Genomic DNA, 12,730 nt, shown 5'->3' with positions numbered 1-12,730 from the left:
TGGGTCAGTTCCTTCCGGCGGTGGCGGCGGCGCTCTCACGCCGCCGCTGGCGGCCCGCGAGTTGCTGCCGCAGGAGTTCCAGGCTGCGGGTGACGGCGCCGACCTCGTCGTGGTGGCGGGGGAAGAGCACGGTGCGGCGGTCCCCGTCAGCGAGCCGCTCGGCCTGCCCGGCGAGGGCGCGCAGCGGCCGCACCACCACGATGTGCAGCCAGCCGAGGCAGGCGCCGGCCGCGGTCAGTCCGAGGAGCCCGGCGAGAACGGTGCGGTTCTGCAGGCTGTACGCGGGGATGGCGAGGCCGGAGGCGGGCTGCCAGGAGACCACCGTCCAGTCGAGGGCGTTGGCCGGGCCGCCGCCGGTGAAGGGTGCGGCGGCGGCGAGGCCGATGTCCTCGCCGTGGCGGTAGAGGACGCCGCTGGGGCGGGTGCCGCGGCCGGCGCGTTCGCTGCCGGCCTGCACCAGTTCGTCCAGGCGCCCGTCGGGGAGCTTCTGGAAGGCGAGGTAGCCGGTGTTGCCGCCGACGACCCGGCGGTCGGCGTCCACGATGCGGACCTGGCCGAGACCGGGCCGTTTCAGCAGCGCGTTGACGAAGTCGATGCGGAACTCCCCCACCACGGCGGCCCCGTGGCGTCCGGGCAGTTCCGCTGTGCCGACGACGACGGGCTTGCGGCCGTGCTCGTCGCGCACCCGCAGCGGCTGCTTGGCGGGGCCCTCTCCGGCGTCCAGGTGGGGGCGGTGCCCGGCGCGGGCCTGCACGGTGCCGTCGGCGCCGAGGACGTAGAGGGCCTCGTAGCGGTCGTGTTCGGTCATGGTGCGTTCGAGGACGGCGGTCATGTCGGCGGGGCGGGTGCGGTCGCCGAGGAGGGAGGCGACGGAGGTCAGGTCGGCCTGGCCCTCGTTGAGTGCGCGGCGCACCCGGTCGCTGAGGGTGTCGGTGCGCTCCCGCTGGTCGTCCACGAGCTGCTGGGGGACCACGACACCGTCGCCGGCCCGGTTGACCAGCAGCATCAGCGGCCCGGACCACAGCAGCAGCAGGACTCCGGCGGCGGCGACCAGGGTGCGGGCGCCGAGCGGGATACGGCGGCGGGCCGGCTGCTGCTCGTCGGAGGGTTCGCCGAGGAGTTGCCGGCGCAGTCGTTCCAGGGCGTGTCCGACGCGGGCGGCCTCGCCGTAGCGGGGGACGCCCACCGGGCGGGTGAGGTCGCCGCGGGTGAGGCGGCGGCTCTCCAGGAACAGCCGGATCAGGGGCCGTTGCACGGTGCCGAGGAGGAAGGCGACGGTGAGCGCGCCGAGGACCAGCAGGGCTCCGGCGGCGATCACTCCGAACGCGGTGTCGGTGACGGTGGCGGGGTCCTCGGCGACGGGCACCATGGCGACCACGCTGAGGCCGAGGCCGGTGGCGACGGTGGACTCGCCGGGTTGGGCGCTGGCCAGTCCCGCGTAGCCGGCGACGGCCCGGTCCCCGTCGTGGCGGTCGCCGAGGAGGCTGCCGCTGACTCCGGTGAAGCCGCGGGAGCCGGGCTCCTTGGCGGTGACCGGGTTGTGGGAGGAGCGTTCGGCGGCGGTGGCGGCGAAGGCGGTGAGCTGCCGGCGGGCGGCGGCGGCCTCGGCCCGCTGGCTGTCGGAGTCGAGTTCCTCGGCGCGGGGGATGCCGTCGCTGCTGAGGATGCGGCCGCGCTGGTCGACGACGGCGATGGAGCGGAAGTGGCCGAGGCTGATGCCGGGGAACTTGAGGCTGCTGGACGCGACGAGGAGTTGCTGCGGGCGGTTCTGCCAGGTGAGGAGGGCGAAACTGAGCAGTCTGGTCTCGCCGTTGGGCAGCCGCACCATCCGGGGTGCGAGGCCGTTCTCGTCGCCGAGGTGGGCGCGGTCGACCACGGTCAGCGGCACGTTCTCGCCGCGGGCGGCGAGGAGTTGGCCGGACTTGATCTCGACGACGGCGGTGCCCATCCACTTCTGGTAGACGTTGCCGATCTTGTCGAGGACGGCGTCGGCGGGCACCGGCTTCGCGGCGCTGAAGAGGCCCGCGGTGCGGGTGAGGTCGGTCACGCTCTCGTCGATGGAGGCGCGCAGCGCGATGGCGCCGTCCTCGGCGAAGTGCTGCTGCGAGGTCCGTACGGCCTCCGGGACGCGGGGGTCGCCGACCCGGCCGATGGTGAGGGCGGTCACTCCGGCGAGTGCCAGCAGCAGGACCGACAGCACGGCGATGGGCGGCCGTATACCCCCCAGCAGGGACATATCGGCTCGTCGGCGGACCTTGTGCCGCCGCTTCGGGCGCGAAGCGGCCAACGGGGGCTCCTCTCAGGAGGTACAGCGGGGGGCGGTGGCCTTGCCTACCACCCGAAGAAGACATCTGGTGATACGGCCTGCGAACGAGACCTGTTCAGGAAGCGAAGAGTTGTACAGCTTTACGGAACTTTGAGAAATAAGAGCGTCATGTTCGGTCAGTTCCCGGCAGCGGCGGCGGCTCAGTCCGGGAGCGCCTCCAGCGGGCGCAGTCCGTCCCGGGCGGCGCCCCGGTTCAGCAGGGTGCCTTCGGTGCGCTCGAACGCCAGCCGGTAGCGGGCGCGTTGGCCCGCGCTCAGCCCGTCGCCGGTGCGCAGTCTGGCCGCCACATCGATCAGCCGGTGCTCGCGTTCGGCGCGCTCGGGGCTTCGGCCGTCGTCGTCCGGGGCGGGCGGAACGGTCACCAGAGTCGGTACATATCTGGCGGAAACCGCCCAACTCCCTCCGCGCCGGGTGAAGTCGAACCAGCCGATCACGCCCTCCTCGGTGAGCCCCGTGGGCACATCGTGGCGGGCGATCTGGTTGCCCAGGCCGTAGGCGATCCAGGTGCCGTCGACCTTCTCCATGGGCTGCACCACATGCGCGTGGTGCCCGACGATCAGGTCGATGCCGGTCTCCCGGGCCAGCCGGCGGGCGAGGGAGAGCTGGCCGCGGCTCGGGTCGGACTGGTACTCGCGGCCCCAGTGGATGCTGAGGATGACCACCTCCGCACCCGCCTTGCGGGCCCGCCGCTCGGCCGCGGCGATGTCCTTGAACGCCGTCCTGTTGGCCAGCCACGGCTTCCCGGCGGGGATCTCATTGCCGTTGAAGCCGAAGGCGTACGAGAGTTGGGCCACCTTGACGCCCTTGACCTCGGTGATGAGCGGCTTGGCGGCCTCCCCCGCGCTGCGGGCCGAACCGGTGTGCCCCAGGCCCGCCTTGTCCAGGGCGCCGAGGGTGGCGACGACGCCCCGGTAGCCGTGGTCCAGGGTGTGGTTGGAGGCGGTGGAGCAGGTGTCGTAGCCGATGGCCTTGGCGGTGGTGGCGATCTGCGGGGGGACCTGGAAGTCGGGGAAGCCCTCGAAGGGGCCGCCCGGTTTCCCGGCCACCGCCTCGAAGTGGCAGACGGCCAGATCGGCCTTGGAGATCACCGGCCGCACCCCGCGCATCATCGGCCCGAAGTCCAGGCCGTGGTCCCCCTTGCCGGTGGTCTTGGCGTCCTTGCGTGCCTGCTCCACGAGTTGGGGGTGGATCAGGATGTCGCCCGCCGCGGCCACCGAGAAGCCCGGGCCGTCGGGGCGGGCGCCCCGCGCCGTGTCGTCGTGGACGAGACCGCAGGCGGCGGTGGTGGCCAGCACGGCGAGGGCGGCGGCGCGGGCCGCCAGGGAGCGGCGGAGAGGACGAGGAATCACTTGGCTATCTTTATACAATCATGAGGTCGAACCGGACAAAGACGATAACAATTGCGGCAATCCTGGTAGTTGTCGGGTCTCTTGCGGTCGCCGCGATGATAATCGGCGGCTCTTCCCGGCCCGGCGACCACCGCCCGGGCCCGACCGCTTCCCCCTCAGCGACCGAAGAGGTCGATCTGCTCGCCAGGGTTGCCTCCTTCACCGCCCCCTTCCGTCCCGGCACCGGCTACCGCCCGCCCACGGGACGGCAGCGGCACACCGTGGCCCGGGCCGTCGGCCTGCTCCTCGACGGTGAGCAGACCCGCGCCCGCCGTCTCCTCGACGGTGTCGATCTCACCCTCACCCCTCTCAGCGACCGCACCACCGGTCGCCGTTACCTGGAGCTTTCCGACCGCACCGAGCACGCCCCGGCGCCCCGCGGCTGGGGCCGCGTCTATCTGCCGGTCGGGACACCGGCCCGCTGGTCGGTGCAGGTGCCGCATCCGGTGTCGGACCGGGACAGCGAGCGGCTCGGGGTGCGGGTGCTGCGCGGCAGCCCCGGCGGGGTGCTGGTACTGGCCGGGGCGCACCGGGACGCCGGGCGCGGGGACACCGCGGACATGGCGCACCGGCGGGACACCGTCTTCGACGCGGTGGTCGCCGAGCTGACCGCGCGCCGCCTGCCCGGCATCCAACTCCACGGTTTCGCCCAGGACTCGGCGCCCCGCTACGACGCCATCGCCTCCACCGGCGCCGGCCGCACCGCCCGCCCGGAGGGCCGGGAGCTGGCGGACGCGCTACGGGGCCGGGGGCTCGATGTGTGCCGTGCCTGGGTGCGCGACTGCCCGCTGGAGGGCCGCAGCAACGTCCAGGGGCGACGGGCCGCGGCGCACCAAGTGCCGTTCCTGCACCTGGAGTTGGCGCCGCAGCAGCGCACCCGGCCACAGCGGGCGGACCGGGTGGCGGCGGCGATCAGCGAGGTCACCTCGCGCTGGGCGCACGCCGCGGCCCCGTCCCCCAGCAGCAGCGGCAGCGGCAGCCCGACCGGCCAGACGTGAACAACTAGGCCGTGTCGTTTGGATCTCCGTGGAACAAGGAGCGGGTCCTGGTGCGTGCTCTCGGTGTGCCGGCCGGACTCCCTCGTACTGGACGCCGGTGCAGCGAGAGTGCGTGCCAGGGCCCGCGACGCCACGGAGATCCAAACGACACGGCCTAGGACGGAAGGCACCACTCGGGCGCCCCACCGGCCAATTCCCGCCCTGGAACAGGCCATCTGCCAGCCACCCGTTCGAAAATCCGTCTATAGTCCTCACCCAGCGAGGAGTTGCCCCGGGCCGGCCCTCCCCCCACCCGCGCCCCGTCCAGGCCGAATCGGGTACCGGAGAGCGGAGAGAGGCCCCAACCATGTCCCACACCCTGACCGAGCACGGCGCCGGCGGATCGCACCGCAAGGACGGCGGAGCCGACGACGGCGGGCCCGAACGGCCGCCGCGACGGCGGCGGGTGTGGCGCTGGGTACTGCTGGCGTTGCTGGTCCTCGTGCTCGCCCTCGGTGGCACTGCCTGGTGGCTGTACCACGGGCTGGACTCCAATCTGAACAACGTCGACATCGACAAGTCCCTCGGCAAGGACCGCCCGGAGAAGCTGCCGACCAGCGGCCAGAACATCCTGGTCCTCGGCTCCGACTCGCGGGCCGGCGCCAACGCCGAGCTGGACTCCGGACATGTCAGCGGCGCCCGCTCGGACACCGCGCTGGTGATGCACATCCCGGAGGGCCGCAGCCGCGCCACCGCGGTCAGCATCCCCCGCGACACCCTGGTGACCCGGCCGGCGTGCACCACCGGCAAGGGGCGGCAACTGCCCGAGGCGCGGCGGCAGATGTTCAACTCGGTGTACTCGCTGGGCGGTCCGGCCTGTGTGGTGAAGACCGTGGAGTCGATGTCCGGTATCCGGATGGACCACTACATGGAGGTCGACTTCGCCGGCTTCAAGGACCTGGTGGACGCGCTGGGCGGAGTGCGGGTCACCACCGAGGAGGACATCCACGACCCGAAGAGCGGCTTCGACCTCAAGGCCGGCACCCACCGCCTGGACGGCACCAAGTCCCTGCGCTTCGTCCGCACCCGGTACGGCGTCGGCGACGGCAGCGACCTCGGGCGGATAGGGCTCCAGCAGAAGTTCCTGCTGGCGGTGCTCACCGAGGTCCAGCACCAGGACGTCCTCGGCTCCCCGCGCAAGCTGTACCGGGTCGCGGACGCCGCCACCAAGTCCCTCACCACGGACTCCGGTATCGGTTCCCTCACCGACCTGGCCCGCTTCGGCCGCAGCCTCAAGGGCATCGACCCGGGCAGCATGGAGACGATCATGCTGCCGGTGCGCTACGACACCCAGGACCCGAACCGGGTGGTGGCCGCGCACCCGCAGAGCGAGCAGTTGTGGAAGGCGCTGCACACCGGGCAGCCGGTCCCCGAGTCCGCGAAGAAGTCCCCGGCCACCGGCGGCTGAGCACCCGGCACCGGCCCCGCGGCATAGCCTTCGGGTACCGAGCCCCTCCACCCCCGAAGGACCCGCACCGTGACAGCCGCCCCGCCCCCCGTACTGATCGTGGACGCCGCCAATGTGGTCGGCTCGGTACCGGACGGCTGGTGGCGGGACCGGCGGGGGGCCGCCGAGCGACTGCGGGACAGCCTGGTGCCGCGGGCCCGCGAGGGGGTGGCCGGGGTGCCGGGTCCGGTGGAGGTGGTGCTGGTCGTGGAGGGTGCGGCACGCGGCGTGGAGCCGGTGCCCGGGGTGCGGGTGGTGGCCGCGGCGGGCAGCGGCGACGACCGCATCGTGGAGCTGGCGGCCGAGTCCGCGGACCGCGACTGCGTGGTGGTCACCGCCGACCGTGGGCTGCGGCGCCGGGTCGAGGCCCTGGGCGCCCGCACCGTCGGCCCGCGCACCGTCCACGGCCCGCCCCGCGCCTGACGGCCACCGGGCGCCCAACTGGCCTGCCATGCCTAGGAGTTGGGCGTCCCCGCGTCCTGCTGCCGGGCGGTGGACAGGCCGAGGCGGCTGTGGGCGCGGCCGTAGGCGAAGTACAGGACGACGCCGATGGCCATCCAGATGGCGAACCGCACCCAGGTCTCGGCCGGCAGGTTCAGCATCAGCCAGAACGAGGCCATCACCGAGAGCACCGGCACCAGCGGGACCAGCGGGGTGCGGAAGGCGCGGGGCAGATCGGGACGCCGGCGGCGCAGAATGACCACCCCCAGGGCGACCACCACGAACGCGAACAGGGTGCCGATGTTGACCAGTTCGGCGAGTACGTCGATCGAGGTGAACCCGGCGACCACGGCCACCACCACCCCTAGCAGCACGGTGGACCGGTACGGCGTGCGGAAGCTCGGGTGGACCTTGGAGAAGACCCGCGGCAGCAGCCCGTCGCGGCTCATGGCGAAGAACACCCGGGTCTGGCCCAGCAGCAGGATCATGCAGACCGAGGTGAGGCCGACGGCGGCGCCGAAGCTGATCACGCCCGCCCAGAACGGATGGCCGACGGACTTGAAGGCGTCGGCGAGCGGCGCGTCCACGGAGAGCTTGTCGTAGTGCTCCATGCCCGTGACCACGACGGACACCGCGACGTACAGCAGGGTGCAGATGAAGAGGGAGCCGAGGATGCCGCGCGGGACGTCGCGCTGGGGCAGCTTGGTCTCCTCGGCGGCGGTGGCGACGATGTCGAAGCCGATGAACGCGAAGAAGACCACGGCGGCCGCGGTGAAGATGCCCATCACCCCGAAGTTGGACGGGGTGTAGCCCGCCATCAGCTGGATCAGCGGGGCGCTGAGACCGCCGCCGCCCGTCACCTCCTGCTTGGGCGGGATGAAGGGGTGGTAGTTGGAGCCGGTGATGTACAGCGAACCGACGATGATCACCAGCAGGACCACGGTGACCTTCACCGCCACGATGATCCCGGTGACCCGGGACGACAGCTTCATCCCGGCGACCAGGATTCCGGTGAGGACCAGCACCAGCAGCGCGGCCAGCAGATCGAAGCCGAAGGTGCCGCCGTGGGTGCCGCTGAGCGCCGAGGGAAGCCCCACCCCCGCCGTGTCCATCAGCGAGCGCACATACCCGGACCAGCCGACGGCGACCACGGCGCAGCCCAGCGCCAGTTCCAGGATGAGGTCCCAGCCGATGATCCAGGCCGGGAACTCCCCCAGCGAGGCATAGGAGAAGGTGTACGCGGAGCCGGCGACCGGGACGGTGGAGGCGAACTCCGCGTAGCAGAGCGCCGCCAGTGCGCAGACCACTCCGGCGACGACGAACGCCAGGGCGGTCGCCGGGCCCGCGGTCTCCTTGGCGACCTTGCCGGTGAGGACGAAGATGCCGGTACCGATGATGACGCCGACACCGAAGACGGTGAGGTCCAGCGCGGAGAGGGACTTGCTGAGTGCGTGCTCCGGTTCTTCCGTGTCCCTGATGGACTGCTCGATGCTCTTCGTCCTGAACAGGTTGTCGCTCACCGGCCGTACCTCCCACCTGGTCGTACCCGAGCAGCTCGGGAAAGAGCACCTGTGCCCGGCTTTGACGACGTATGCCCGGGCTATGGGATTTTCACGCACGTGGAACGGCCCCGCCACCCGGGGCATGGGCGGCGGGGCCGTCGGAGAAGGCGGGCGGTCAGTCCCGGGCGGGCTCCACGGCGGGCTTGTGGACCGGTCGGGTACGAGCCGGGGTGAGGCCGTCGAGCTTCGAGACGAGGCCGGTGACCTGGCGGGCGATGTCGGGCGCGGTGAGCCCGATCTCGGCCAGGACCTCCTTGCGGGAGGCGTGCTCCAGGAAGCGCGGCGGGATGCCGAAGTCACGCAGCGGCATATCGACCCCGGCGTCCCGCAGGGCCTGCGCCACGGCCGAACCGACGCCGCCGGAACGGGAGTTGTCCTCGACGGTGACCACGACGCGGTGCCGCTCGGCGAGCGGTGCCATGGCCTCGTCGACGGGCTTGACCCAGCGCGGGTCGACCACGGTGGTGGTGATGCCCTGCTTCTCCAGCAGCCCGGCGATCTCCAGGCACATCGGGGCCAGCGCCCCCACCGACACCAGCAGCACATCCGGGGTGTCCGTACCGGCGGCCCGCAGGACGTCCATCCCGCCGACGGTGTCCACCGCCTCCACCGCGGGGCCCACGGCGCCCTTGGAGTAGCGGACCACGGTGGGCGCGTCCGACACCTCGACGGCTTCCCGCAGTTGGAGCCTGACCTGCTCGGCGTCGCGGGGCGCGGCGATCCGCAGCCCGGGCACGCACTGCAGGATCGACATGTCCCACATCCCGTTGTGCGAGGCCCCGTCGGTACCGGTCACCCCGGCCCGGTCCAGTACGAAGGTGACGCCGCAGCGGTGCAGCGCCACATCCATCAGGAGCTGGTCGAAGGCGCGGTTGAGGAAGGTGGCGTAGACGGCGAAGACGGGGTGCAGGCCGCCGGCGGCGAGACCGGCCGCGGAGACCGCGGCGTGCTGCTCGGCGATGCCCACGTCATAGGTGCGCTCGGGGAACGCCTCGGCGAACTCCTTGAGCCCGACGGGCTGGAGCATGGCCGCGGTGATCGCCACGATGTCCTCGCGCTCCCGGCCGAGCTTGACCATCTCCGCGCCGAAGACGGACGTCCAGTCGGTGGCGCCGGCGGCGACCGGCAGCCCCGTGTCGGGGTGGATGGGGCCGATGCCGTGGAAGCGGTCCGCCTCGTCCTGCTCGGCCGGCTCGTAGCCGCGGCCCTTCTGGGTGAGGCAGTGCACGATGACGGGCCCGCCGAACCGCTTGGCCCGTGCCAGCGCCGACTCCAGCGCCTCGATGTCGTGCCCGTCGATGGGCCCCACGTACTTCAGGCCGAGGTCCTCGAACATGCCTTGCGGGGCGATGAAGTCCTTGAGGCCCTTCTTCGCTCCGTGCAGTGTCTCGTAGAGGGGGCGGCCGACGACGGGGGTGCGCTCCAGGATGTCCTTGCCGCGGGCGAGGAAGCGCTCGTAGCCGTCGGTGGTGCGCAGGGTGGCCAGGTGGTCGGCGAGGCCGCCGATGGTGGGCGCGTAGGAGCGCTCGTTGTCGTTGACGACGATGACCAGGGGGCGGTCCTTGGCGGCGGCGATGTTGTTCAGCGCCTCCCAGGCCATACCGCCGGTGAGGGCGCCGTCGCCGATGACGGCGGCCACCTGGGCGCCGGTGCCGCGGACCTGGTTGGCCTTGGCGAGCCCGTCGGCCCAGCCGAGGACGGTGGAGGCGTGCGAGTTCTCGATGACGTCGTGCTCGGACTCGGCCCGGGACGGGTAGCCGGAGAGGCCGCCCTTGCCGCGCAGCGCCGAGAAGTCCTGCCGGCCGGTGAGCAGTTTGTGCACATACGACTGGTGGCCGGTGTCGAAGAGGACCCGGTCGGTGGGGGACTCGAAGACGCGGTGCAGGGCGATGGTGAGTTCGACGACACCGAGGTTGGGACCGAGGTGTCCGCCGGTCTTGGAGACCGCCTCGACCAGGAAGGTCCGGATCTCGCCGGCCAACTGGTCCAGCTCCTCCAGGCTGAGTCGGTCCAGATCGCGCGGTCCGCCGATGCGGGAAAGCAGCGCCACCCCGTGCCTCCTTGCAGATTGAGCCGATGGAGCTTTGTCGGGCCAGCCGAGTCTAATGTTCATCGGCTGCGGCCCGCGGCCGGAAGCCCGCACGGGGGCGCCCACCGGGTGATTTCAGCCGCGGATGTGCCCAACGGCACAGCCGTGCCCCGTGCCGGTCCGGCAGGGGGCACGACGGGGCGGGACTGCCGTCAGGCGCGGCCCGCGCTCTTCTGGGTCTTGCGGGTGACGGCGTCGATGACGACGGTCGCCAGCAGCACCGCACCGGTGATCATGTACTGGATCGGCGCGGCGATGCCCTGGAGGGCCAGGCCGTACTGGATGGAGACGATGACCAGGACGCCGAGGAGGGCGTTCCAGGTCCGGCCGCGGCCGCCGAAGAGGCTGGTGCCGCCGATGACGGCCGCCGCGATCGCGTTCATCAGCAGGTCGCCGGAGCCGGCGCCCTGGTTGGCGGCGGCGATCTTGGAGGCGATGAAGATACCGCCGAGCGCGGCGAAGGCACCGGCGATGCAGAACACCGAGATCCGGATCAACTCGACGTTGATACCGGCCCGTCGGGACGCCTCGACGCTGCCGCCGAGCGCGAAGACCTTCCGGCCGTAGGCGGTGCGGCGCAGCACGAAGTCGGTGAGGAACAGCGCCGCGAGGAAGATCACCACGGCCAGCGGCAGGCCCTTGTTCTGGTTGTAGACGATCGCCACGGCGAAGGAGACCACGGCGAGCAGCACGGTCCGCACCACGGTGTCGCTGAGCGGACGCGAGGGCACACCCGCGGCCTGCCGGCGCCGGTTGTCCAGGAAGGACGTGACGAAGAACAGCGCGGTCACCGCGAGCGCCAGCCCGTAGGCGGCCGCCACATCGGAGAAGTAGTAGCGGGTGAGCTGGCCGACGACGCCTTCCGAGTCCAGGTTGATGGTGCCGTTGTCGCCGAGGACCTGGAGCATCAGGCCGTTCCAGAACAGCAGACCGGCCAGGGTGACGGCGAAGGCGGGGACGCCGATGCGGGCGAAGCAGAAGCCGTGCAGCGCACCGGCCACGGCCCCGGAGACGATGGCGAGCAGCAGCGCCAGCCACTCGTTCATCCCGTGGGTGACGGCGAGCACCGCGAAGACGGCGCCCGCGACACCGCTGACCGAGCCGACCGACAGGTCGATCTCGCCGAGCAGCAGCACGAAGACGATACCGACGGCGATCATGCCGGTGCCGACCATGGCGATGGAGATGTCGGTGAGGTTGCCCGCGCTGAGGAAGTTGGAGTTGAGGCTCTGGAAGATGAGCCAGATGATGACGAGGCCGAGGACCACGGGGATGGACCCGAGGTCGCCGCCGCGCACCTTGCGCTTGAACTCGGTGAGATAGCCCGCGAGGCCGTGCTCGCGGACGAGCAGCCGCGGGTCGACGACGGTCTCGGCGCCCTTGGCGGCCTGCGGGTTGCCGACGCCGTCCGCGGCGGCGTCCGGGGACGCGGCGGTCTTGTCCAACTTCACTTCTGGCCCTCCCCGTTGCGCGCAGCACGACGGGTCACGGCGTTGTCCGTGGCGCCGGTGATGGCGGAGATGATCTCTTCCTGCGATGTGGACTTCACATCGAAGATGCCGTTGTTGCGGCCCAGCCGCAGCACCGCGACCTTGTCCGCGACGGCCTTGACGTCGGCCATGTTGTGGCTGATGAGGACCACGGCGTGGCCGCGTTCGCGGAGCCGCTCCACCAGGTCGAGGACCTGGGCGGTCTGCTCCACGCCGAGGGCGGCGGTGGGCTCGTCCAGGATGACCAGTTGGGGCTCGCCGAGCATGGAGCGGGCGATCGCCACCGTCTGGCGCTGACCGCCGGACAGGGAGGCGATGGGGATCCGGACGCTGGGTATCCGGATCGACAGGGTGTCGAGCAGCTCCCGGGAGCGGCGCTCCATCTCGACCTCGTCCAGGACGCCGCGCTTGCGCAGCTCCCGGCCGAGGTACAGGTTGCCGACCACGTCGATGTTGTCGCAGAGCGCCAGGTCCTGGTAGACGGTGGCGATGCCCAGGCTCTGGGCGTCGTGCGGCCGGTTGATGCGGACCTGCCTGCCGTCCCATTCGATGGCGCCTTCATCAATGGGGTGCACACCGGCGATCGTCTTGACCAGTGTGGACTTTCCGGCGCCGTTGTCGCCGACCAGGGCGACCACCTCACCGGCGTGGACCTCAAGCTCTACGTCGGTGAGCGCCTGGACGGCACCGAACCGCTTGGAGACCCCGCGCAACGCCAGCACGGGCGTAGCGGACACGTGAACCATCTCCTTCGCCGCCTGACCGGCGGGGATGCCGCGCCCTTCGGGGTGGGGCGCGGAGGTGTGGGCGAGAACTCGGGGGCGGACCGCGGCTCGGGGGGGGGTGTGCCCCGGGCCCGGGGTGGGGGGGCCCCCCATGGGGGGGGCGCCCCCCCCCGGCGGGGGGGGGTGTTTGGGGGGGGGGCCCCCCCGGCCCCATACAATGACCAC

At 71.9% G+C, this 12,730-nt stretch carries 9 protein-coding genes; 3 read left to right on the top strand and 6 right to left on the bottom strand.

Features of this window, described 5'->3' with window-relative positions:
• Positions 1-4 precede the first annotated feature (4 nt).
• Positions 5-2,236, bottom strand: a complete 2,232-nt coding sequence (locus tag ACFVST_RS10975; protein ID WP_390149262.1) for a HAMP domain-containing protein — start codon at positions 2,234-2,236, stop codon at positions 5-7.
• A gap of 230 nt (positions 2,237-2,466) precedes the next feature.
• Complete coding sequence (locus tag ACFVST_RS10970) at positions 2,467-3,675, bottom strand: CapA family protein (protein WP_390149070.1); 1,209 nt, start codon at positions 3,673-3,675, stop codon at positions 2,467-2,469.
• A 95-nt stretch (positions 3,676-3,770) separates the two neighbouring features.
• Between ACFVST_RS10970 and ACFVST_RS10965 the strand changes: the two genes are divergently transcribed.
• From ACFVST_RS10965 to ACFVST_RS10955, 3 genes are all read left to right on the top strand, one after another.
• Complete coding sequence (locus ACFVST_RS10965; protein WP_390149068.1) at positions 3,771-4,712, top strand: hypothetical protein; 942 nt, start codon at positions 3,771-3,773, stop codon at positions 4,710-4,712.
• A gap of 346 nt (positions 4,713-5,058) precedes the next feature.
• Complete coding sequence (locus ACFVST_RS10960; protein WP_390149066.1) at positions 5,059-6,159, top strand: LCP family protein; 1,101 nt, start codon at positions 5,059-5,061, stop codon at positions 6,157-6,159.
• Positions 6,160-6,228: 69 nt separating this feature from the next.
• Entirely contained in the window at positions 6,229-6,621 is a 393-nt protein-coding gene (locus tag ACFVST_RS10955; protein WP_390149064.1) for an NTP pyrophosphohydrolase, read from the top strand.
• Between the two features lie 32 nt (positions 6,622-6,653).
• Here ACFVST_RS10955 and ACFVST_RS10950 read toward each other — a convergent pair whose 3' ends face one another.
• From ACFVST_RS10950 to ACFVST_RS10935, 4 genes are all read right to left on the bottom strand, one after another.
• A complete protein-coding gene (locus tag ACFVST_RS10950; RefSeq protein ID WP_390149062.1) occupies positions 6,654-8,159 on the bottom strand; it encodes an amino acid permease in 1,506 nt (501 codons plus the stop codon).
• A 157-nt stretch (positions 8,160-8,316) separates the two neighbouring features.
• Positions 8,317-10,251: a 1-deoxy-D-xylulose-5-phosphate synthase gene (gene dxs, locus ACFVST_RS10945; protein WP_390149060.1), complete on the bottom strand. Its 1,935-nt coding sequence runs from the start codon at positions 10,249-10,251 to the stop codon at positions 8,317-8,319.
• Between the two features lie 191 nt (positions 10,252-10,442).
• Entirely contained in the window at positions 10,443-11,741 is a 1,299-nt protein-coding gene (locus ACFVST_RS10940) for a sugar ABC transporter permease (protein ID WP_390149058.1), read from the bottom strand.
• The gene (locus ACFVST_RS10935; RefSeq protein WP_390149056.1) at positions 11,738-12,526 is read right to left on the bottom strand and encodes an ATP-binding cassette domain-containing protein; all 789 of its coding nucleotides are present in this window, start codon (positions 12,524-12,526) and stop codon (positions 11,738-11,740) included. Before ACFVST_RS10935 ends, ACFVST_RS10940 begins: the two co-directional genes overlap by 4 nt.
• Positions 12,527-12,730 lie beyond the last annotated feature (204 nt).

The sequence above is a fragment of the Streptomyces sp. NPDC058045 genome, from assembly GCF_042885635.1.
Taxonomy (GTDB): Bacteria; Actinomycetota; Actinomycetes; order Streptomycetales; family Streptomycetaceae; genus Streptomyces.
The sequence above is the reverse complement of the archived record's forward strand: the minus strand, read 5'-3'. Positions and strand labels throughout refer to the sequence as shown.

Coding starts and splice junctions, on each gene's coding strand:
- ACFVST_RS10960 (WP_390149066.1), top strand. CDS start 5,059: ATGTCCCACACCCTGACCGAGCACGGCGCCGGCGGATCGCACCGCAAG.
- ACFVST_RS10975 (WP_390149262.1), bottom strand. CDS start 2,236: ATGTCCCTGCTGGGGGGTATACGGCCGCCCATCGCCGTGCTGTCGGTC.
- ACFVST_RS10965 (WP_390149068.1), top strand. CDS start 3,771: ATGATAATCGGCGGCTCTTCCCGGCCCGGCGACCACCGCCCGGGCCCG.
- ACFVST_RS10935 (WP_390149056.1), bottom strand. CDS start 12,526: ATGGTTCACGTGTCCGCTACGCCCGTGCTGGCGTTGCGCGGGGTCTCC.